The organism is Flavobacterium chungangensis (assembly GCF_042654045.1).
GTDB lineage: Bacteria > Bacteroidota > Bacteroidia > Flavobacteriales > Flavobacteriaceae > Flavobacterium > Flavobacterium chungangensis.
The window spans coordinates 1-22,026 of record NZ_JBHSFY010000005.1 but is presented as its reverse complement, the minus strand read 5'-3'; the positions used below and the strand labels follow the sequence as shown (position 1 = coordinate 22,026).

Sequence of the window (22,026 nt, the reverse complement as noted above, 5' to 3'; positions counted from 1 at the left end):
AAAGTTCTTAAGAATTTCTATATTTGTAAAACCTTATTTTTCGATATAATCAATCGATAAAACCGATTTAGAAATGGAACTTCGTCAGCTTAAATATTTTCTGAAAGCAAAAGAATTACTGAATTTTACCGAAGCAGCTTCTGCGCTTTATATCAGTCAAAGTACTTTATCGCAACAAATTAAACAATTGGAAGACGAGCTTCAAGTTCCGCTTTTTAACCGAATTGGAAAACGAATTACATTGACAGAAGCTGGAGAATTATTTTCGGTTTACGCGCAACAATCGGTCAATAAAGCTTCTGATGGACTGCAATTATTAAAAGATTTAAATAAACTCGAAACTGGAAAAATTGCCATTGGCGTTACCTACGCTTTGCGACATGTAGTTACAAAAGCTTTGATTTTGTTTAGTTCGGAATATCCTAAAATTCAGTTCGAAATTATCTTTGGAACTTCTCAGGAACTCATTCAAAAACTAAATCATTTTCAGCTTGATGTTATTCTAACTTTTGAAGAAATTGCTTCTGAAGCGCATTTTAAATATTTAGAATTGTTTACTTCGCCAATGGCTTTAGTTACGTCTTCTGAAACTTCTTTAAAAAATAAAAAGACCATTTCTCTAGAAGAAATTAGTACGTTGCCTCTTGCCATGCCTGCTGGCGGTTTTAGCACCACTCAATTTATTAGCAAGGCATTTGAAAAAAACAATTTACATCCGAATGTTACGATTGAAATAAATGATATTCCAACTTTGCTTGAACTCATTAAAACAGGAAAATGGCACACGATCTTAACGAAAACTACAATTGAAGACGAAAAAGATTTGTACGCCATTCCTATAAAAGGAGAAAATATGACGAGAACTGCAATGCTGATTTCTTTGAAAGAAGTGTATGAGAAAAAGGCCGTTAAGGCGTTTTTGAAAATGCTGATGGAGAATTTGAAATAGTTTTTTACATCATTATTTTTGAAATTTGTTATCGGTAAAATTTTCTGCATTAATAAAAAAAAAGCCCTTTTCATTGCGAAAAGAGCTCAGGTGCGTGTTGTATTTAGAGTTTAAAGATTCATTTTTTTAGCATCCTCAACAAATTGTTTCAAGCCAATATCTGTTAAAGGATGTTTTAGAAGACCTTTTATCGCAGAAAGCGGTCCAGTCATTACATCTGATCCAATTTTAGCACAATTTATAATATGCATGGTATGTCGCACAGAAGCCGACAAGATTTGAGTTTGATAATTATAGTTATCATATATTTCTCTGATTTCAGCAATCAAATGCATTCCATCAGTAGAAACATCGTCTAATCTTCCTAAAAATGGCGAAACATACGTTGCTCCTGCTTTAGCGGCAAGCAAAGCCTGACCTGCCGAAAATACTAAAGTTACATTGGTACGAATTCCTTTTGAAGAAAAATATTTACAGGCTTTTACACCATCGCCAATCATAGGCAATTTCACTACAATCTGAGGATGTAAAGCGGCCAGCTCTTCTCCTTCTTTTACCATTCCTTCAAATTCAGTCGAGATTACCTCAGCCGAAACATCGCCGTCGACAATGTTACAAATATCAAGATAATGTTTCAGGATATTTTCTTTTCCTGTAATGCCTTCTTTTGCCATTAAAGACGGATTGGTGGTTACACCGTCTAAAACGCCTAAAGCCTGCGCTTCTTCAATGTCTTGAAGATTGGCAGTGTCAATAAAAAATTTCATAAGTTTTTTGGTTTGTGGTTAATTGTAGTCTGATTTCTAGTAAAAAAAACTTTGTCAAAGTTTAAAACTTTGACAAAGTTCTCAGCATATTGTAGTAAGTGAAAAATGCGCATTTTGATTGATTTTACTCTTCAAAAAACCTTCAATAAAAAATACTCACTATTATTTTATCAAACTGACTTTCTATTTCTTTCGATTTTAAAAAAATAGTAACTAAACCTTCAACCTATTTTTCTTAAATCTCAATGTAAAAAAGCCATAATCTTAATGCACATTTTTGAAGTCTCTATCTAAAAAAACTTTTAACTTTTTACGACTATCATGTTTAAAGTTAAATTCTTTTCAGATATTTTTTCTCTCACTAAATATTTTATAGAAACCTAACAGGTTTTTAAAACCTGTTAGGTTGAATTAAAGTCTAAACCAATTAAATATATTGGTTAATGATATTTTCAAACAATTCTTGTTTACCGCTTTGAAGATTTAATTCTCCATTTTCGTGAGCGATAGTATAAAGATCTTTAAGGTTTAATTTTCCGTCAGCAAAATCTTTTCCTTTTCCAGAATCGAAAGAACTGTATCTTTCTGTTCTTAATTTTTCGTAAGGAGAAGAAGTAATAATTTTGTCAGCAGTCAATAACGCTCTTGCAAAAGTATCAGCACCGCCAATGTGAGCTAAGAAAACATCTTCTAAATCAGTAGAGTTTCTTCTGATTTTAGCATCAAAGTTAACTCCACCACCTTGTAAGCCACCAGCTTTTAAGAAAACCAACATCGCTTCTGTTGTCTCTTGAATGTTGTTTGGGAACTGGTCTGTATCCCATCCGTTTTGGTAATCACCTCTATTCGCATCAATGCTTCCTAACATTCCCGCTTTTGCCGCAACTTCCAATTCGTGTTGAAAAGTGTGCTGTGCCAATGTAGCGTGGTTTACCTCGATATTGATTTTGAAATCTTTATCTAAACCATAATTTTTCAAGAATCCGATTGCTGTAGCCGAGTCAAAATCGTATTGGTGTTTAGATGGCTCCATTGGTTTTGGCTCGATAAAGAAAGTTCCTTTAAAACCTTGAGATCTTGCGTAGTCTCTAGACATTGCTAAGAATTGCGCCATGTGGTCTAATTCTCTTCCCATATCTGTATTTAGTAAAGACATATAACCTTCTCTACCACCCCAGAACACGTAGTTTTCTCCTCCTAAAGCGATTGTTGCATCCAAAGCCAATTTTACTTGACCACCAGCTCTTGCCACAACATTAAAGTCAGGATTTGTAGCGGCTCCGTTCATGAATCTTGGGTTCGAGAAACAGTTTGAAGTTCCCCAAAGCAATTTAATTCCAGAATCTGCTTTTTTCTGTTTTAAGTAATCTGTAATGAAAGCCAAACGTTTTTCTGATTCTGCGAAAGTTGCTCCTTCAGCAATCAAATCGTAATCGTGAAAACAGAAATAATCGAATCCCATTTTGCTGATGAATTCAAAAGCAGCATCTGCTTTATCTTTTGCAGCCTGATACGGATCTGATGAAGCATCCCAAGCGAATTGCTGTGTTCCTGGCCCAAATGGATCGCTACCTTGTCCGCAGAAAGTATGCCAGTAAGCGATAGCAAATTTAAAGTGCTCACGCATTGTTTTCCCAGCTACAACTTGGTCTGGATTGTAATATTTAAATGCCAACGGATTATCAGATTCTTTTCCTTCAAATTTAATTTGGCCAATACCTTTGTAGTATTCTTTATCTCCTAAAACTATCATTTGATTTTTTTATTTATTTGTTAATATTAATTCTAATTCTTGTTTCCATTTTTTATAAGCCGTTTCGTATTCCTCTTTATTTTTTAGAGGCAAAAAGGTCATTACGTGGTCGTTTGTTGTAATTCCCGAACCAAATTTTTCAAAGTCACCATCTGTCAAGCCAACTGCTCTCGCCGCTCCTACTGCTCCGGTTGTATTGTAAATTTCGATTTCATGTCCAATTAATGTTGCAACTGTATTAGAGAAAATTTCGGAACGGAATAAATTATCATTTCCAGCTCTAATCACATTAATTGTGGCATTATCATCTTTCAAGCATTCCATTCCATACACAAAAGAAAACGCAATTGCTTCCAAAGATGCTCTGAATAAATGTGCATTGGTATGAATATTAAAATTCAGGTTTAAAATATGAGATCCAATATTTTTATTATTGAACATTCTCTCAGCACCATTTCCAAACGGAATGACAACCAATCCTTGCGAACCTACATTTATCTGAGATGCTTTTTCATTCATTTCTTCATAGGATTCATTTCCAATATTATTTCGCATCCATCGGTATTGGATTCCTGCTCCGTTTATGTTCAGTAATTTTCCAACTCTCGGATTTGATTCAGCATAATTTACATGAACGAAGTTGTTTACACGAGTGCTTTTTCCTGAATTTGTTTCTGTCACAGCATAGAAAACCCCTGACGTACCACCTGTTGCTGCAACCTCTCCCGGACGAAGCACATTTAATGACAAAGCATTATTTGGCTGATCTCCCGCTCTATACACAATCGGAATTCCTGCTGGAAGACCAGATTCAACAGAAGCTTTTTCTGTAACAATACCTTGATTTGTAAAGTTTTCTACAATTTTTGGAGTTAATCCAGTATCAATTCCATAGTAATCCAAAAGCCAATTGGCTACTTTATTTTCTTTATAATCCCAAAGCATTCCTTCAGACAAACCGTTTTTGGTTGTCGTTACTTCGCCTGTTAATTTCAAAGCGATATAATCTCCAGGAAGCATGTACTTAGAGATTTTATTGTAAACTTCAGGTTCATTTTCTTTTACCCATTTTAGTTTCGAAGCGGTAAAATTTCCTGGCGAATTCAATAAATGCGACATGCATTTTTCTTCTCCAATTTCGGCGAAAGCCTTATTACCAATCTCAACCGCACGGCTGTCGCACCAAATAATTGAATTTCTAAGGGCATTTCCAGCTTCATCCACAATCACCAATCCATGCATTTGGTACGAAATACCAATTCCTTGAATTTTCGATGCATCAATATTAGCTTCTTTGATGGCTCTTTTAGTCGCTGTACAAATGTGCTGCCACCAGATTTCTGGATCCTGTTCTGCCCAATCTGGGTGAATCGAAAGGATTTCCATTTCGTTCTGCGGTTCATTCAAAACGATTACTTTTTTACCCGTTTCTGCTTCTACCAAGGCTGCCTTGACAGAAGAGCTTCCAATATCATATCCGATATAATACATACTTACAATGATTCTCTTATTATTAATTTTGTCGGCACATAACACTGAGTATCTTCGTCATGCGTAATAAATGCCGCTGCTTTGGTTCCCATTTCTTTAAAATCAGTTGAAACAACCGAAATTCCTTTATATATAAATTTCTTCATCGGGGTTTCGTTGTATGACAAAAATCCAACGTCTTTCCCTGGCTCAAAATCCTTCTCTTTGCATTGTTCCAAAAAGTGACCTAAAATCCTATCGCTTACGCTGATATAAGCAATCCCTTTTTCGATGCTGAATTTCTTTGGATCTGTAATTACCTCATATTCAAAACCAAAATCGGCACAGAATTTCTTAAAAAACTCTACCGTTTCCCACGGATGATTTGTAAAATCTGGATACACAAATTGTATCTTTTTGTATTTTTTAAACAAATCAGCTGCCTCTGTTAATGACTCATAAAAGGCGCCTCCAAAATCCTGAAAAACATAATTACTCGTTTTATCAGCTCTAATATTCCAGTCAATCAAAAGCAGTTTATCTTTTGAAATCGCTGATAATGCTGGAGCTATATCTTTGTGATCAAAATTCATCACAACATATTTGTAATATTTTCCAATTCCGTTATTAATGATTGTTTTAAAAACATCAATATTATAATGATGAAACTGTACATCAATAATCACATTATCGGCCAGATTATTCACAACCGAATGATATAAAACCTCCTTATAAGCCTTAAATGTATCTAAAACTAAAAGTACTTTTCTCGTTTCTCCTGCCACATAATATCCTTTATTAGGCACAGAATCAATCACTTTTTGGTCTTTCAAAATCGAATACGCCTTAAAAACGGTATCTCTTGAAAGCTGATAGGTTTTGCAGATCACATTAACAGACGGAAGCAAATCTCCTTTTTGCAAAATATTTTCTGCAATTGCATTCGTAATTCCGTCAACCAACTGCTGGTACTTCGGAATATCACTTTCGTGATTCATTATAAACTCAAATTTTTCTTCTTCTTTTAGCATACCGTTCTGTTCCGTTCTGTTATGCTAAAGTAGCTAAAAAACTTTTACAAAAAATTATTTTTCGTATTAAATATATTATTTTCTTCAAGCTCTTTTTTTATTCTAATAATTTGGGCGTGTCCCGCCGAAAAAGGCGGGTCGGGCTATCCGTTGCAAGTCCTCGCCTGTTCGTCCCTCACGGCTGTGGGCTTTCCACTTCTATCCCTCACGCAAAACGGTTTCAAAAGAGCATTTCACTAATCTTTGCCATCCGAATCCAGCTCTGGAAAATCGAAATATTTATAGAAAACCGAATACACACAAATTAAAAGCTCCAGAGAGCGACACATTTACCACAAATAATATATCGCCCCGCTGGGGCTTTTCTTTACAACTTTTAATCCGATCTACATTTTCTCTGTAATCAAAGTACTAAAAAGAAAAACAATCAATACACAACCGATTGTAATTTTTATGAAATTTTTTTATATGTAAAAAATCTTAATCAATTAATCTTCTTATTCCATAAGGATCAATCGTAATAATCGAACCGTCTTCTAAATAATCAATTTTGGTTACTTTCATGCTTCGCAAATGCGTCACACCTTTTGACAAACTCGAATCATGATAAAACAAATACCACTCGCCTTCTACCTCACAAATTGAATGATGCGATGTCCAACCCACAACAGGATTCAAAATTCTTCCCTGATACGTAAACGGGCCATAAGGATTATCTCCAATAGCATAACAGATAAAATGAGTATCGCCTGTAGAATACGAGAAATAATATTTTCCGTTGTATTTATGCACCCAAGAAGCTTCAAAAAAACGACGACAATTATCTCCTGCGAGAATCTCATTTCCATTTTCATCCAAAATTTTAATCTCTTTTGGTTCTTCTGCAAATTCTAACATATCATCTCTTAACAAAGCTACGATTGGTCCAAGAGCTTTTTCTTCTGCCAAAGGTTCTTCGTTAATTTGACTGTACTGGTTATTACGGTACTTCTGAAGCTGTCCCCCCCAAATTCCTCCAAAATAAATATAATGCTTGCCATCTCCATCTTCAAAAACGGCTGGATCAATGCTGTAACTTCCTTTTATTGCTTCTTTTTCGGGAATAAAAGGTCCAACTGGCGAATCTGAAATAGCAACACCAATCTGGAAAATTCCGTTGGCACGTTTAGCAGGGAAATACAAATAATACTTTCCGTTTTTATGCGCTGCATCTGGCGCCCACATTTGCTTTTCGGCCCAAGCCACATCATTTACATGCAATGCAACACCATTATCAACTACTTCTGATGAAATGTCTTCCATAGAAAAAACATGATAATCTTCCATCCCAAAATGATCGCCGTTATCGTTAAACGGAATTCCGGCATCAATATCATGCGATGGGTAAATGTAAATTTTTCCGTTGAATACATGTGCCGAAGGATCGGCCGTGTATATATGGGATACTAAAGGCTTTGAAATCGCCAAGTTATTAATTTCCTCAAAATTAATGTGTTCAATGCTATCTTCAGGCATACTCCTATTTTGTTTAAATAATTAAGCTCTTCTTTCTTTTAATTCTGTTTCAATCTGCACTTCCATTTCTTTATTAATTTTATAGAAAAACAACAATCCGGCTCCAATTAAAAAAGGGATTGCAGGGAAAATACTCACTAGTAATTTTATTCCATTTATGGCTGTTTGAGACTGTTCTGGCGCATTTGGAACGTAGTGGAAATAACCTAAAAATAAAGTGGTTAAAGCACCTCCCACGCTCAGTCCTGTTTTCAAACCAACCATCATTGCAGAGAATATAATCGCAGTTGCACGGCGGTTATTTAACCATTCAGAATAATCGGCCACATCGGCAATCATTGCCCAAAGAATTGGTATGGTAATTCCGTAGAAAAATCCGTGTAGGATCTGAGAGAAAAACATCAGACTAATTGATGTTGGAGGATAAAAATAGAATGCAATAATGAACAAAGTCGAGATGAATAAAAACACACCAAAAACATTTCGCTTTCCGTATTTATCTGCAAGATTTTTGGACAAGGTAATTCCAACAATCATAAAAATAATTCCACCCGCATTAAATAAACCGAAACCTGCTGAAACAGGATCATTCCCAAAATGATTCAATCCGATATTCGATAAAGTACCTAGAATAGGCTGAATAAAAATAGCTAATTGCTCCTTATCAACATAATTCTCAAAATAATACACATACGAACCGCCTTTCATTGCTAAAGTCACAAAAACTAAAGTCGTCAGCGAAAGCATAATTACCCAAGGTCTGTTTTTGATTAAATCGCTTAAATCTTCTTTTATGCTTGACTTTTGTTCTGGTTTAGGAATGATCCTTTCTTTGGTGGTTAAAAACGTAATTAAAAGCATAATCGTTCCAATAATTGCTAGTGCGGTCATCACTTTTTCGATTCCCACTGCCTTATCTCCGTTTCCAGCACTTTTGATAATGCCAAGCATAAAAACCTGAACAAAAAACTGGGCAAACATAACCGCCACAAAGCGATAGGATGACATACTGTTTCGTTCTTTCATATCACCCGTTATAACACCGCTTAGAGCAGAATAAGGCAGATTGTTTCCTGCATAAAAAAGCAACAATAAAGTATAGGTTATAACGGCATAAATTACTTTTCCTTTATAGGAGAAATCAGGAGTTGAAAAGGCTAATAGTGCCACTACTCCAAGCGGAATTGCCGTTATCAAAATCCAGGGTCTAAATTTTCCCCATTTGGTACTGGTTCTGTCTGCCAAAACCCCAATAATCGGATTAAAAATAAAAGCAGCGATTAATCCAACAATCAGCATGATTATGGAAGAATCTGTTGGTGATAATCCGTAAATGTCGGTGTAGAAATACGCCAAATACGTCATCAAAGTTTGAAAAACCAAATTAGCCGCTAAGTCTCCTAAGCTGTATCCAATTTTTTCTTTGATGGATAGTTTTTGTGAAATGTTAGTCATTCGTGGGTTTTGTGGTTAGTTAGTTCTTTTCCTGCAAGGTTTCCAAAACCTTACAGGTTTCCCTTAATTCAAATTGCTTTTCAAGCATACCTACAAGGTTTTGGAAACCTTGCAGGATAACGAATAATAATTTAAACAATCGGTTGTGTAAAATTAAACAAAAAAACATATTATGCAAATTTAGATTGCTTTATTTAAGTTATTTCTCATATCACAACCGATTGTTGATTATTTTATCAAAACTTTCTTTCTTTTAGCATTTATTCTCTAGTTTCTTTCAACTTCAAGATACTTTCATAAGCGGGTTTGTGTTTTAAATCTTTGTCAAACGGAAGCGGATAATTGGTTCTTCCTTTAATCGGCCAATCGTTTAACCACGATTGCCCATCATGAACGCCCCAAAACGTAACTCTACTGATTTTATCTTTATGTTTTAAAAATAGTTTAAAAATCGATGCGTAACGCTCTGCTAATTGTGTTTGGACAGAATCTGGCAATGCTTTAGGATAGGGATTCATTTTGGCGCTTCCTTCGAAATTCTGATTTACATCAGCTCCTTTTAAATCCCACGGATTTGGTAAAACGGTAATATCCAACTCTGTAAAAGCAACTTTGATCCCTAAAGCCGAATATTCCAAAATACTTTTCTCAATTTCTTCAATGGATGGACTTTGCAATCTCCAGTGCCCTTGAATACCTACTCCATCAACTTTTCCGCCTTCAGCTTTTATTTTTTTTATTAAAGCGATTGCTCCAGCTCTTTTTGCGGGTTCTTCAATATTATAATCGTTGTAATATAAATCTACTTTTGGATCTGCTTTTTCTGCGAGTTTGAAAGCATTAACTAAATATTTTTCGCCAAGCGTATTCAAAAAAACAGATTTCCTTAAAGTTCCGTCCTCGTTCAATGCTTCGTTTACAACGTCCCAAGAATTGATTCTTCCTTTATATTTCGAAACAATCGTAGTAATATGATCTTTCATAAAAGCTTTCATTTCTGTACTGTCAGCAATCTTTTCCATCCAAGGCGCCAATTGACTGTGCCAAATCAAAGTATGTCCATGAATAAACATTTTATTCTTCTCACCATATGCCACAAATTTATCTGACAAAGTAAAATCGTATTTATCTTTCTGCGGATGGGTGTACATCGATTTCATGATGTTTTCTGCTGTAATTGCATTAAATTCTGTTCGGATTAATGAATCAACTTTTGCGTCTTTTTCTTCAATTTGATCTGCACTTAAAGCAGTTCCAATATAAAAATCGTTTTTATAAGAATCTTTTAAGGTTAGTGTTTCCTTGTTAGAAGAACAATTTACAAAAAATACGGTGCTGATTGCGAGCAAATAAGGGTTAATAAATTTCATATATTTTGGTTAATAGTTAATACTTATTTTTTTCTCTGAATGATAAATTTCCCATATTATTTCAAAGAATAATTACAAACCCAATTTATAACCAATTCCCATTTCCAGACCTCTCAACTCAGCCAAACCTTTTAGTCTCCCCGTCAAGGAATAACCAGGATAAGTTTCTGTTGCTTCATCAACTCTGTGAAGGAAACCATGATCAGGACGCATTGGCAGACTTATTTTGGTTTTGTTCATCAATAACAGCAATTTCTCAACGATGAGTTCCATTTTAACATCGCCGTCTAAATGTTCCGATTCTCTAAAAATAGTTTCGCTTTCGCGGATGGTGTTTCTAAGATGCAAAAAGTGAATTCTATCTCCAAAATCGTCTATAATTTTCTCTAAATTATTTTTTGGATCAGCGCTTAATGATCCTGTGCAATAACACAATCCGTTTGCTATTGACGGAACGGCGCTGAAAATAGCTTTTAAATCGGCTTCTGTTGAAACAATTCTTGGAAGACCTAAAACCGAAAATGGCGGATCATCTGGATGAATCGCTAACTTTTGTTCGTTTTTCTCTGCAATCGGAGTTACTTCTGATAGAAAATAAATCAGGTTTTCTCTTAATTTTCGATTATCGATTTCAGCATAATTCTCTAAAAGAGATAAAATCTGCTCTGCCGTAAAATGGATTTTACTTCCTGGCAATCCTAATAAGACATTTTTAAACAACAGTGCTTTTTCATCTTCAGACAATTGATTTCCGAACTGCAAAGCTTTTTCTTTTTGAGTCTCTGAATAATCGTTTTCTGAATTTGGTCTTTTTAAAAGAAACACATCAAAATAGGTAAATGCCTCCTGATTGTACAGTAAAGCTCTGCTTCTGTCTTGGTTTATAAAATTATGATTGGTTCTTACCCAATCCAGAATCGGCATAAAATTGTAGGTAATGACTTTAATTCCACATTCAGCCAGATTTTGTAAACTGATTTTATAGTTTTCAATGTATTGCAAATAATTTCCCGAAGCTCGTTTAATTTCTTCATGAACAGGAAGACTTTCAACCACAGTCCATTCCAACCCGTAATTACGAATAATTTCTTGTCTTTCTTTTATTGCTTGAGTCGTCCAGACATCTCCAACCGGAATTTGATGCAATGCGGTTACAATCCCCGTTGCGCCAGCTTGCCGAATATCAATCAGCTTGACGTTATCATTTGGACCGAACCATCGCATCGTTTGCTGCATTTTTATCATACTTCTTTTTTTTATGCCACGAAGGCACAAAGTCGCAAAGTTTTATTTAAAAAATACTTTGAAGACAAAAACTTTGTGACTTTGTGGCATTTTCACAATTAAAACCCAATACTATTCCCGCCATCAACAGGCAACACTGTACCAGTAGTATATTTTGATTCGCTTAAAGCGAAATAATAAACCGCGTCTGCAATGTCTGATGGTTCTCCTAAATATCCCATTGGCGTTCTTCCCAACACTTTATTTTTTCTTTCAGGGTCATTATCAAGTGCTGCTGACGACATTTTGGTTTTGATAAATCCTGGAGCAATACAATTTACGCGAATTCCTGTAGGTGCCAATTCTGTTGCCATCGCACGTGTCATTGACTCAATTGCGCCTTTACTAGCCGAATATGCAATTACTTTTGGAATTCCGTACTGCGATGCCATCGAACTAATATTGATAATGCTTCCGCCTCCGTTTTCTTTCATGTTTTTTACCACTTCTCTACTCACTGCAAAAACGCTTAAAAGATTGGTATGGATAATCGATAAAAAGTCTTCGTCTGACACCTCTGGAATTTCTTTTTTCATATTGATTCCTGCATTATTGATCAAAATATCGATTGGGCTGTTTTTTGTAATACTTTCAATCATCGCAGGAATAGCTTTCAAATCGTTCAAATCGAAAATCACTGGAATAGCATTTTCTCCAATTTCTTTGCAGGCATCTTCTGTTTTTTCTTTTGATCTTCCAATGATGTAGGTTATGATACCGTTATCACATAATTTCTTTGCTGTTGCAAATCCTAAACCTGAATTTCCTCCGGTTACTATTGCTGTCTTTTTGCTCATAATTTTTTTTTAATATATTTTCTGTACGCTGATAAAACGGGTTCACTACCGTGAAATCGCTGATTTACACAGATTTTTATTCTCATTTTCATTAAAAAAACCCGTCCTTTTTCCGTGTCTTCGCGATAGCGAATCCGTATTATCCGTGTTCTAATTTTATCCATTTCCAGGTGCAAAAGGAAATTTTAATGATTCAAAATATTCCAAAGTCTGTGTTGGTTTTTCAACTCCTTCAGGAAGTTCTTTTCCCGAAAACCGCTGAAAATATAGCAAACATGCATCACGCCACCATTGTGCTTCTTTATGTTGAATTTCTAATAACATTTTTACTTCGTTAAAACGTTCGTTGTCAACATACTTTTCTACCTGATTCCAAACATTCTGCATTGTTGTCACCTGATTTACGCCTTCCTGATATTTTAATGCCAAACCATTCCAAAGTGTTTGTCCATTTTTCAGTTTATAATCCCATGAAACATGATGAAACCACAAAAGATCTTTTTCGGGACAAGTTTCTAAATTATCAAAAAGATTTTCGACTTCTGTTGCGTATTGCGAAACAGCATTCGTACCCGATTTTGATCGATCGAAACCAACTCCGTTTTTATCTGCTTTATGATAGTAAGTCGGATTCCATTCTGGTCTTGACAAATTCGAAACCCAAGGTCCTGGACCGTAATGATGCCCAGTATCCATAATATGATGCAAACCAAGCGGTGTCATATAATTAACAACCGCTTCACGCGATTCCATCATGATATTTTTTACAGGTTTAATGAAATTTTCATCGTTTGAAAAAGTACTTCTTAGCCATTCATCAGCAATGGTTTCAGAATCTAAATACGGATTCCAAGCCAGTCTGCCGAAGCCATACCAATTCGCCTGTGCAAAAGGATGTCCTGTCCAGTTTAAATCGTTCCCTATATTGGCAACGCCAGCAATTCCTGTCAATTTATTTGGGTATAAAGTGCCGTCAACAACTTTAGCAACAGTTGAACCTTTTCCTTTTTGATAGGTATCGGACTCTAAAACTTCTTGAAATAATTTTGGCAGAAAAACCAAATGCGTGCTGAAGCCTAAATATTCCTGCGTGATTTGAAACTCCATCATTAAAGGTGTTTTGGGCATTGCTCCAAATAACGGATGAAAAGGTTCTCTCGGCTGAAAATCGATTGCTCCGTTTTTAACCTGAACAATTACATTCTCTTTGAATTTTCCATCATACGGCTGAAATTCGGCGTAAGCTTGTTTCGCACGATCATTTGCATCATGTTCTGAATATACAAAAGCTCTCCACATAATTATTCCGCCAAAAGGAGCAACAGCATCAGCCAACATATTTGCACCATCAACATGGTCTCGTCCGTAATTTTGCGGCCCAGGCTGACCTTCTGAATTGGCTTTTACCAAAAATCCTCCAAAATCTGGAATTCGTTTATAGATTTCAGCTGACTTATTTTTCCACCAATTAATAACCTCAGGATCTTTTGGATCGGCAGTTTTTAAGTTTCCAATTTCGATTGGTGCTGAAAATCTTGCAGTCAAATAGACTTTTATACCGTAAGGTCTAAAAACATTGGCTAAAGCTTCTACTTTTTCTAAATACTGCGGAGTTAAGATTAAAGCGTTTGCATTCACATTGGTCAAAACTGTTCCGTTAATTCCGATTGAGGCATTAGCTCTAGCGTAATCAATATAGCGCTGATCGATAAAATCTGGAAGTTTCTGCCAGTTCCAAAGCGAAAATCCAGCGTAACCTCTTTCAACTGTTCGGTCTAAATTATCCCAATGATTCAGGATTCTGATATTGGTTTTAGGAGAATCGACAATATTTAAATTTTTAACCGATGTATTAGTTTGTAAAATTCTTAAGAAATTAAAAACTCCGTATAAAACCGAAATGTCATTTTTTCCTGTAATAATGATTTGCTTTTTGTTTTTAAAAGAAATGGATTTGATGATAAAACCTTCTTCATTTATTTTATCAAAATCAGATTTCAATTGATTTTTTAGTTCAATATTCAAATTCGATTCTGAACTAACGATAAGATTATTTTCTCCTTTTACATCTGATTTGACTTCAAGAATATTGCCCAACATATCTGAAAATCCTGTTTTAATTTCTTTCTCAGCAATTTTAATAGTTTCGGAATTTCCTAAAACAACAATGCCTCTAAGATTGCTTTTGTATTCTGAAGCCATTATAGAATTGCTAACGGCATTATACTGAAGCCACAATTTATAATCCTTTTGTGCCAAAGCCGAAAAGGAAATCAGAAGAAACAGGAAAAGAAATCGTAGTAAAGCCATGGTTTTAATTTATTCTTTATAATCTCATTTTTACAACATCACTATTTTATATCCAATTAAAAGTATTTGACAAAATTTTAATTTAAAAAATACATTATCTTAAATAAAACAACAAATGCAATCGGTTGCGTAAAAATATAAGATTGTTGTTTAAGAAAAAAATTTTAAGTTGCTTTTTTTCAAAAAATATATTTCTATAACAAATAAAAGCAGGATAATTATAAAAACTATCCTGCTTTAACGGGGTTTAAAACCTTCTCTTTTATCGCTTGTAATAGGCCACAATACTCGCTTTGGCCAAAGTCTGGTTCCAGAGATTAAATCCAACAACAGCTGGATTTGTGTTTTCATCTGTTCCCAGTTTATCTGTTTTTAATGCATAAACTGTAATAATATATTGGTGATAACCGTGACCAACCGGCGGGCATGGGCCTCCAAATCCTTTTATTCCATAATCAGTCACACTTTGGATAGCGCCTTTTGGAACAAGATTTTTAGTTCCAGCATTGGCTACCAATTCATTTACATTTGCCGGAATATCTACTACAACCCAGTGCCAGAATCCGCTTCCTGTAGGTGCATCGGGATCATACATGGTTACGGCAAAACTTTTGGTTCCGTCGGGAGCATTTTTCCATGATAACTCTGGAGACTGATTTTCGCCCGAACATCCAAATCCATTAAATTCCTGAATTTTAGTTGTTTCTCCTCCTAAATCTTTACTGCTTAAGGTAAATGTTTTTTGTGCAAAAATCGATGTTGAAAAAATGGCTGACATTCCCAAAATTAAACTTAACTTTTTCATTTTATCTGTTTTAAAATTTTAAGCAAAGTTAGATTTGGAACAGCTGAATAATTTTAGTCAAAAAGTCAAAAATTGTTGCTAAAAGCTCAAATCGTTTTGTGGTGTTTTGGCGTAACTCCATATTTGGTTTTGTAGGCCTGACTAAAACTGGAAAGGTTTTCATAGCCCGCTTCGAAATAAACCTCAGAAGGGCTTTTTTCCTGACTCAGTAAGTAATGTGCATGTTCGAGTCTTTTGTTCTGAAACCATTTTATAGGCGACTCTGCATAGTATTTTTCGAATTCTCTTTTAAAAGTTGAAACGCTCATGTTGCATAAAAAGGCTAATTCTTTTAGTGTCAATTTGCTTAAATGGCTGTTTTCAATTGTTCTAATAAATTTTTGCGCATTATCATCGCTGTTTATAGTCAACGAATAAATAAAATCAGTTCCATACTGAGCTACTAAATAAAGCATTATTTCTTCAAACTTAACTTCTAGCAGTTTGGTCTGAACAGTTTTTGAAAGTTTGGAAATATCGGTTAAACTGTCTACAAAACGTTTCAGAAAATCATCATAATCAAACGCATAAACTGATTTTGGTTCAATTGCTTCAGATCTTTCAGATTCCATTTTTCTAATGAAATTATGAAGCATTTCATTAGAAAAAAACAAAAGAACACTTTTATAAAGAGACGTTTCAGAAATTCTTTTTTCTGTCATTAAACAATTTCCAGATCTCATTACAATAAATTTCGAAGGCGTTATAGACAATGCTTCATTATCAAAAATAACTTCTTTGGTTCCTTCAATTAAAAAACTGATTATGTTCTGATTTAAAATAATCTGCTGTTTCGAGACATCTTTAGAACTGCTGTAATCGACAACTTGTACGTGTTGTGATTTTTCAAAATTTATTTCGTCAGGAAGTGTAATTGTTTTCATAAAAGCTAGTGATCTATCAAACAAATGATAGGCCTTACCTATTTACAATGTTCTTGTTTTTATTTTTGAGAAGATTCTCTTGCCAATACTTCCGTATTTAAGAATGTAATTTCTTTGGCATCATCATCATTTTTAGATGATTTCAAATTTTTTATTATAATATCAGCCGCTGCTTTTCCCATCTTTTCGGCAGGATGGGTAATAGTAGATAAATTCGGATCTATAATCTGCGAAATCGGGTCATTGTTAAAACCAATTACTTTGAATTCTTCTGGAACTTTAATTCCTCGTTTTTTTGCGGTTTGAACTGCACTTACTGCCAAAATATCTCCAGGTGCAAATAAACCGTCTGGAATTGGATTTAAATCAAATAAAGCATTACTGGCTTTTACTCCATCTTCATAAGTAACAGAATTTAGATTGATAATCAATTCTTCTTCTACTTCTATATTATGGTCTTTTAAGGCCTCTATGTAACCTCTTTTTCTTTCGTTATATAAGTTTCCTAATTCTGAACCAGCCGTTAAATGTGCAATACGAATACATCCTTGTTCAATAAGATGTTTGGTAGCTTTGTAACCAGCTGTATAATTATCAATTACAACTCTAAAAGTATTATAATTTTTCGGAACCCTATCGACAAAAACTAATGGGATATTATTGTTCGAGAACTGATGAAAATGTGTTGTATCTCTGGTTTCCATTGCCAGCGAACAAATTACACCACTCACACGATTGGAATACAAAGATTTAGCCATATTTACTTCTTCTTCATACGAGTCATGCGACTGCATAATGATTACAGTATAATCTGATTTTTGAGCTGTAATTTCGATTCCGCTGATTAGAGAAGACAGAAAGGGCTGTGTAACAGTGGGAATCAAAACACCAATGGTTCTGGTTTTATTTCCACGCAAACCTGCTGCTAAAGTATTGGGAACAAATCCCATTTCTTCAGCGGTTTTTTTCACTTTCTTTATCGTCTTGTCACTTATGGTATGATGATCTTTTAAAGCTCGTGAAATAGTCGACGTAGCCAGATTAAGTCTCTCGGCTATATCGTAGATCGTTACATGTTTATTTTCTTCCATGAAATAAAAAATAAAGATGTAAATATAAACTATTTTCGCTCAAGATGTTCTATTGTAAGATTTAACATAAAATAAAATTTTCCTGTCTATCTCCATTAAAATTGCAGAGTAATCAGGAAAATTTATCCGTGCTATGACTTGTTATTTTTTAACATCGTTCTTTTTGTCTTTTAAAATTTTACCATCTTTGGTAAATTCTAGATCAATTTTGTTTGTTAAATCCACATCAAGATCTTTGTGCCCATAGTCGATGTGCGTTATTTTTTCATTCGGATGATTTTTGGCTACATAAGCTTTAATGTTATCTGGAATAAAATCAGTAGGAATTGGCTTGTCTCCGCCGTCAACTTCACGGTACGAACCGTCTTTCCAAAATTCCACTTCTGTCCCATCTTTGAGTTTTACTTCATAACCTTTTTCTCCATGTTCAGGATCTTTCTGTGCTTTTTCTACCAAAGTATGACTAAAATGTTTCTTTAAAAATTCCTGCGCTGGTTTTGGTAATTCGGTTACTTCAATTTTCTTCTGTGCACTGGCCGAGATTGTTACAATTAACAATGCTATAGCCAAAAATAGCTTCATTTTCATAATTCATTTATTTAAGTATAGTATTACTAATTTACTACTTCAAAAAATGAATTCAAATGGTTTTAAGAAATTTTTAGTTTTTAAAAAAATCACAATAACCTCACTTACAATTACTTTTAATTGTGATTTTCAGAAAAAATATATCACAACTTTGCCTAAAAAATTTATTTTAAGAAATAGCTGTTTGATGCTTTTGTAGTATTTTTACCTTTCGGATTCCACAAAGTCCGATATAATTAACCTTAAGGATACAATACTTTAAAATTTATTCATACCAATTAGAGTTCAAACCAAAACGTATGGCAATCTGGTTAGAAAGGCTTTTTTTATTCCTTCTTGTCTTTTTATCTTTCAGTCTCCATGCACAGATTGAAAATAAAAAGCAGGTCTTTGCCACTAAAAAATCTTCATCACTTCAACCTGACCATAAAATATTGACTCTTTATGACTTGTATAATAAAGGAAACGAGAAAAAGGCATACCAAAACGCACATTTGCTATTAAAATCAAAAGCAGACAACCAATCTCTTGCAAGCACAAATCTTCTTCTTTCGTATTATTTTAACAAGAGAGCCATAATTGATTCTTCCATTTACTACACAAATCAGGCTTTTAAATATAATACCGCAACCAATGATTCTTTAAAAAACCGTCTTTTCGCTTTGGGTTATAATTTACTAGCGATTAATTACAATAAGCGAGGTTTGTTTAATGAAAGTAAAAAATGGCACCTTAAAGGAATAGAAGCTTCTCAAAAATACGATGAAAAAAATCTTTTCTATACTCATACACACGGCTTAGCACAGACTTATACAGAACTAAGAGATTATCAAAATGCTTTAAAATTATTTAAAGAATGCTTGGAATATAAAGAAGATACCGAAATAATTCTGGGAAGCTACATCAATATTGCGGACATTTATTCGAGACTGAAAGATTATGATAATGCCAATATTTATTATAAAAAAGGAAAAGCGATCTGTGATAAAAACAATAATTTTCAAGGAAAAGTCATCGTCTTACTTGGTTTAGGTGAAAATTATCAACACGAAAACAAATATCAAGAAGCATTAAAAATGTTTCAAGAAGCGCTTGTTATTGCTGACGAAAACGAACTAAACCAATTGTCTATTATTTCAAGAAGTACCATTGGAAACTGTTACATCTCTCAGAAAAAATACAATGATGCAAAACTGATTTTTACCGAGGCACTCCAAAAATCTATACATTTTGGACTGCTTCAAACTCAAATAGAGATCTATGATGAATTGAGAAAAATTTCCATCAAACAAGAAGATTTTAAAAATGCTTATTTGTTTTATGAAAAATCAATTCACCTAAAAGATTCTATATCAAAACTGGAAAGGATAAAAGAAATTAATGAACTTGAAATTAAATACCAAACTACCCAAAAACAAAAAGAAATTGAATCTTTGAGATTTGAAAATGAAGTTAAAAAACTAGCCTTGGCTAGTCAAGAAGATGCGATCAAAAATATAATTCTAAAAGAAGAAATCTTTAAGAAAAACAATGAAAATACGCTACTTGCTTACCAAAATTCATCCAACAAAAAAAGAAACGAAATAGCGCTCCTAAAAAAAAATCAACAATTAAAAAATTTAGAAATTAATCAACAAAAAAAAATCAAACTACTTATAATTAGTGCTTTTCTTATTTTATTGATTCCAATTATTGCACTGCTATTCCAGTTTTACAAACGATTCAAAGTGCAACATTTACTAAATATTAAGCAATCGGAAATTAGTTCTCAGAAAATAAACAGCATTTTAAAAGAACAAGAATTGGATCTAATCAAAGCATCAATCAGGGGGCAGGATAAAGAAAGACAACGTATCTCTCAAGAACTTCATGATAGTATTGGAGGCAATTTAGCTGCAATTAAACTGCAAATAAACAATTTAAACTCTTCTAACTTTTCGAATATACAGCAAATAAGCCATCAATTGGACGACACCTATCAGCAGGTTCGAAATTTATCGCACACTTTACTGCCTAAGAAATTTAGTCAAAATAAATTTCTAGAAGTTTTAGAATCCTATTTGAATAATATCGGTGAGGCAAGCAAAATCAAGATTTCTTTTATTTCATATCCGAAGGAAGAAATTAATAAATTGGATGAAAATATTCAAGTTGAAATTTTTAAAATCATACAGGAGCTCTTAACTAATACAATTAAACATGCCCAAGCTACTGAAATTGAAGTTCAATTGAATTGTGTCGAAGATATGTTCAATCTTTTATTTGAAGATAATGGAATAGGTTTTGAAGCCAAAAATACTCCAAAAGGAATTGGCCTAATTAATCTTGAAAATCGAATTAATAAACTAAACAGTTCATTTATAATCGATTCAAAATTAAAACGAGGTACTATCATTAACATAGAAATCCCAATTTTCCCGTCAAAACCAAATGCTTTAATAAAAAAGTATTGATTTAAAGAATCAATTTCACGAATTAAAAAGCAAATAAAATATTTATTATATGACTAAAATTAAGCTACTTATTGTTGATGATCACACCATGTTCCTGCAAGGAATGATATCCTTATTAGAACAGGAACCAAATATCAATATTGTCGATAAAGCCATAAATGGAATTGAGGCTTTGGAGATCATTAAAAAAAGTACAATTGATTTAATTATTCTCGATATAAGTATGCCTGCAATGGATGGAATCGAATTGAGTAAAATTCTTAAAAAACAGCATCCACATATCAAAATTCTCATTGTTAGCACACACAGCAATGCAATGATTGTCTCTAGATTAATTAGAATTGGCGTAAATGGCTATTTATTAAAAAATGCCGAAAAAGAAGAATTACTTAAAGCTATTAGCACAATTGCTTCAGGTGAAAATTATTTTGCAGAAGAATTGGAGGAAAAATATTTTACCAATAGTTCAAGAATTGAAAAACAGTCTTCTCATGTAACAGAATTAAGTTCTAGAGAAAAAGAAATTTTAGTCTTAATAGCTCAAGAATACAATACAGCCGAAATCGCAGAAAAGACTTTTATTAGTTTAAATACTGTAAATACGCATCGCCGTAATTTATTATCAAAATTAAATGCAAAAAACACAGCGGGTTTGGTAAAATATGCTGTAGAGAATGGTTTTGTAGATTAATTTTAGTTCAATACTCAAATTATATTACTAAGCCCGAATAATATAGTAAAGCTCCCCAATGCTATACTAGCTATTCGAGCAAGTAATAAAAATCTGATTTTAATCAAATTAAAATTGCATGCTTATATCAAATTTAATTCTCCAAAAATAGTTTGATACACCTCGTTTACATTGCAACTTTAACACAAAGCTACTACTTAACTTCATTTTTCACATCACTATAAATAGTGATTTTTCATTCAAAATTTATTTTTTTCATGTTCAAAAATTCCAAAAAATCGGAACATCCAAAAATCAAAAATCCCTGCCGAGGGATCGGGAGGGATTCTTAAAGAAAAGGCGGCGGCTCCCGATAAGCATGGGAGTCCCGCACAGTTTGCATATTTTCCAAAAAACAGAAAACCCCATCCGATTTGGATAGGGTTTTCAAAAGAAAGGCGACGACATACTCTCCCACATAACTGCAGTACCATCTGCGCAGGCGGGCTTAACTTCTCTGTTCGGAATGGGAAGAGGTGAGCCCCGCCGCAATAACCACCTTAAGAAGTTACAATTGCTTTGGGCAATCTTTTCAATTAATAATCGCCAATTTGCAATTAATAATTAAAATAATATCTTAACATACTGAGATAAAGAAACAAATATGGTTTTTTAGAAAGTTCTCTCCCCGCCGAGGCGGGGAAAAGTTTGTGCATAAGCTTACGGATTATTAGTACTACTCGACTATGACATTACTGCCTTTACATCTGTAGCCTATCAACGTGGTCATCTTCC

At 33.9% G+C, this 22,026-nt stretch carries 17 protein-coding genes and 2 rRNA genes; 3 read left to right on the top strand and 16 right to left on the bottom strand.

All coding sequences use genetic code 11. The annotated features are described in order from the left end of the window. The first annotated feature begins 73 nt into the window (after window positions 1-73). Entirely contained in the window at window positions 74-949 is an 876-nt protein-coding gene (locus tag ACFO3N_RS09310; protein WP_379797120.1) for a LysR substrate-binding domain-containing protein, read from the top strand. 110 nt (window positions 950-1,059) lie between these two features. Here ACFO3N_RS09310 and fsa read toward each other — a convergent pair whose 3' ends face one another. The 14 genes from fsa to ACFO3N_RS09240 all read right to left on the bottom strand — a co-directional run bounded on the left by fsa (window position 1,060) and on the right by ACFO3N_RS09240 (window position 18,108). Further along, window positions 1,060-1,716, bottom strand: a complete 657-nt coding sequence (gene fsa, locus ACFO3N_RS09305) for a fructose-6-phosphate aldolase (RefSeq protein ID WP_250835081.1) — start codon at window positions 1,714-1,716, stop codon at window positions 1,060-1,062. A 427-nt stretch (window positions 1,717-2,143) separates the two neighbouring features. Next, window positions 2,144-3,469: a xylose isomerase gene (gene xylA, locus ACFO3N_RS09300; RefSeq protein WP_095931314.1), complete on the bottom strand. Its 1,326-nt coding sequence runs from the start codon at window positions 3,467-3,469 to the stop codon at window positions 2,144-2,146. Between the two features lie 9 nt (window positions 3,470-3,478). Beyond that, on the bottom strand, window positions 3,479-4,960 hold the full coding sequence (locus ACFO3N_RS09295; protein ID WP_379797118.1) for a xylulokinase: 1,482 nt from the start codon (window positions 4,958-4,960) through the stop codon (window positions 3,479-3,481). Between the two features lie 2 nt (window positions 4,961-4,962). Continuing rightward, window positions 4,963-5,970 (bottom strand): GntR family transcriptional regulator, encoded by a 1,008-nt coding sequence (locus ACFO3N_RS09290; protein WP_379797116.1) that lies wholly within the window; start codon window positions 5,968-5,970, stop codon window positions 4,963-4,965. Window positions 5,971-6,450: 480 nt separating this feature from the next. After that, window positions 6,451-7,485: a glycoside hydrolase family 43 protein gene (locus ACFO3N_RS09285; protein WP_379797114.1), complete on the bottom strand. Its 1,035-nt coding sequence runs from the start codon at window positions 7,483-7,485 to the stop codon at window positions 6,451-6,453. A 21-nt stretch (window positions 7,486-7,506) separates the two neighbouring features. Further along, a complete protein-coding gene (locus ACFO3N_RS09280) occupies window positions 7,507-8,940 on the bottom strand; it encodes an MFS transporter (protein ID WP_379797112.1) in 1,434 nt (477 codons plus the stop codon). 260 nt (window positions 8,941-9,200) lie between these two features. Beyond that, window positions 9,201-10,310: an endo-1,4-beta-xylanase gene (locus tag ACFO3N_RS09275; protein WP_379797110.1), complete on the bottom strand. Its 1,110-nt coding sequence runs from the start codon at window positions 10,308-10,310 to the stop codon at window positions 9,201-9,203. A 72-nt stretch (window positions 10,311-10,382) separates the two neighbouring features. Beyond that, the gene (gene uxuA / locus ACFO3N_RS09270) at window positions 10,383-11,546 is read right to left on the bottom strand and encodes a mannonate dehydratase (RefSeq protein ID WP_379797643.1); all 1,164 of its coding nucleotides are present in this window, start codon (window positions 11,544-11,546) and stop codon (window positions 10,383-10,385) included. Between the two features lie 107 nt (window positions 11,547-11,653). Continuing rightward, entirely contained in the window at window positions 11,654-12,391 is a 738-nt protein-coding gene (locus ACFO3N_RS09265; protein ID WP_379797108.1) for an SDR family NAD(P)-dependent oxidoreductase, read from the bottom strand. 156 nt (window positions 12,392-12,547) lie between these two features. After that, window positions 12,548-14,701 carry an alpha-glucuronidase family glycosyl hydrolase gene (locus ACFO3N_RS09260; protein ID WP_379797106.1) on the bottom strand — a complete coding sequence of 718 codons (2,154 nt, stop codon included), beginning with the start codon at window positions 14,699-14,701 and terminating at the stop codon, window positions 12,548-12,550. A 262-nt stretch (window positions 14,702-14,963) separates the two neighbouring features. Then, window positions 14,964-15,506, bottom strand: a complete 543-nt coding sequence (locus ACFO3N_RS09255; protein ID WP_379797104.1) for a YbhB/YbcL family Raf kinase inhibitor-like protein — start codon at window positions 15,504-15,506, stop codon at window positions 14,964-14,966. Window positions 15,507-15,592: 86 nt separating this feature from the next. Continuing rightward, entirely contained in the window at window positions 15,593-16,429 is an 837-nt protein-coding gene (locus ACFO3N_RS09250) for a helix-turn-helix domain-containing protein (RefSeq protein WP_379797102.1), read from the bottom strand. A gap of 59 nt (window positions 16,430-16,488) precedes the next feature. Continuing rightward, the gene (locus ACFO3N_RS09245) at window positions 16,489-17,520 is read right to left on the bottom strand and encodes a LacI family DNA-binding transcriptional regulator (protein WP_379797100.1); all 1,032 of its coding nucleotides are present in this window, start codon (window positions 17,518-17,520) and stop codon (window positions 16,489-16,491) included. Between the two features lie 141 nt (window positions 17,521-17,661). Next, entirely contained in the window at window positions 17,662-18,108 is a 447-nt protein-coding gene (locus ACFO3N_RS09240; RefSeq protein ID WP_379797098.1) for a PepSY-like domain-containing protein, read from the bottom strand. Window positions 18,109-18,407: 299 nt separating this feature from the next. Between ACFO3N_RS09240 and ACFO3N_RS09235 the strand changes: the two genes are divergently transcribed. Both ACFO3N_RS09235 and ACFO3N_RS09230 read left to right on the top strand, forming a co-directional pair. Beyond that, complete coding sequence (locus ACFO3N_RS09235; protein ID WP_379797096.1) at window positions 18,408-20,561, top strand: tetratricopeptide repeat-containing sensor histidine kinase; 2,154 nt, start codon at window positions 18,408-18,410, stop codon at window positions 20,559-20,561. Between the two features lie 49 nt (window positions 20,562-20,610). Continuing rightward, complete coding sequence (locus ACFO3N_RS09230; RefSeq protein WP_379797094.1) at window positions 20,611-21,252, top strand: response regulator transcription factor; 642 nt, start codon at window positions 20,611-20,613, stop codon at window positions 21,250-21,252. Between the two features lie 432 nt (window positions 21,253-21,684). Here the strand turns inward: ACFO3N_RS09230 and rrf are convergent. Further along, window positions 21,685-21,794, bottom strand: a 5S ribosomal RNA gene (rrf, locus tag ACFO3N_RS09225). Window positions 21,795-21,941: 147 nt separating this feature from the next. Next, window positions 21,942-22,026, bottom strand: a 23S ribosomal RNA gene (locus ACFO3N_RS09220); the annotation flags it as partial.

Excerpts from the sequence above, each read along its gene's own strand:
- ACFO3N_RS09260 (WP_379797106.1), bottom strand. The coding sequence starts at position 14,701 with ATGGCTTTACTACGATTTCTTTTCCTGTTTCTTCTGATTTCCTTTTCG.
- fsa (WP_250835081.1), bottom strand. The coding sequence starts at position 1,716 with ATGAAATTTTTTATTGACACTGCCAATCTTCAAGACATTGAAGAAGCG.
- ACFO3N_RS09245 (WP_379797100.1), bottom strand. The coding sequence starts at position 17,520 with ATGGAAGAAAATAAACATGTAACGATCTACGATATAGCCGAGAGACTT.
- ACFO3N_RS09275 (WP_379797110.1), bottom strand. The coding sequence starts at position 10,310 with ATGAAATTTATTAACCCTTATTTGCTCGCAATCAGCACCGTATTTTTT.
- ACFO3N_RS09290 (WP_379797116.1), bottom strand. The coding sequence starts at position 5,970 with ATGCTAAAAGAAGAAGAAAAATTTGAGTTTATAATGAATCACGAAAGT.
- ACFO3N_RS09255 (WP_379797104.1), bottom strand. The coding sequence starts at position 15,506 with ATGAAAAAGTTAAGTTTAATTTTGGGAATGTCAGCCATTTTTTCAACA.
- xylA (WP_095931314.1), bottom strand. The coding sequence starts at position 3,469 with ATGATAGTTTTAGGAGATAAAGAATACTACAAAGGTATTGGCCAAATT.
- uxuA (WP_379797643.1), bottom strand. The coding sequence starts at position 11,546 with ATGCAGCAAACGATGCGATGGTTCGGTCCAAATGATAACGTCAAGCTG.
- ACFO3N_RS09280 (WP_379797112.1), bottom strand. The coding sequence starts at position 8,940 with ATGACTAACATTTCACAAAAACTATCCATCAAAGAAAAAATTGGATAC.
- ACFO3N_RS09250 (WP_379797102.1), bottom strand. The coding sequence starts at position 16,429 with ATGAAAACAATTACACTTCCTGACGAAATAAATTTTGAAAAATCACAA.
- ACFO3N_RS09235 (WP_379797096.1), top strand. The coding sequence starts at position 18,408 with ATGGCAATCTGGTTAGAAAGGCTTTTTTTATTCCTTCTTGTCTTTTTA.
- ACFO3N_RS09295 (WP_379797118.1), bottom strand. The coding sequence starts at position 4,960 with ATGTATTATATCGGATATGATATTGGAAGCTCTTCTGTCAAGGCAGCC.
- ACFO3N_RS09240 (WP_379797098.1), bottom strand. The coding sequence starts at position 18,108 with ATGAAAATGAAGCTATTTTTGGCTATAGCATTGTTAATTGTAACAATC.
- ACFO3N_RS09230 (WP_379797094.1), top strand. The coding sequence starts at position 20,611 with ATGACTAAAATTAAGCTACTTATTGTTGATGATCACACCATGTTCCTG.
- ACFO3N_RS09310 (WP_379797120.1), top strand. The coding sequence starts at position 74 with ATGGAACTTCGTCAGCTTAAATATTTTCTGAAAGCAAAAGAATTACTG.
- ACFO3N_RS09285 (WP_379797114.1), bottom strand. The coding sequence starts at position 7,485 with ATGCCTGAAGATAGCATTGAACACATTAATTTTGAGGAAATTAATAAC.
- ACFO3N_RS09265 (WP_379797108.1), bottom strand. The coding sequence starts at position 12,391 with ATGAGCAAAAAGACAGCAATAGTAACCGGAGGAAATTCAGGTTTAGGA.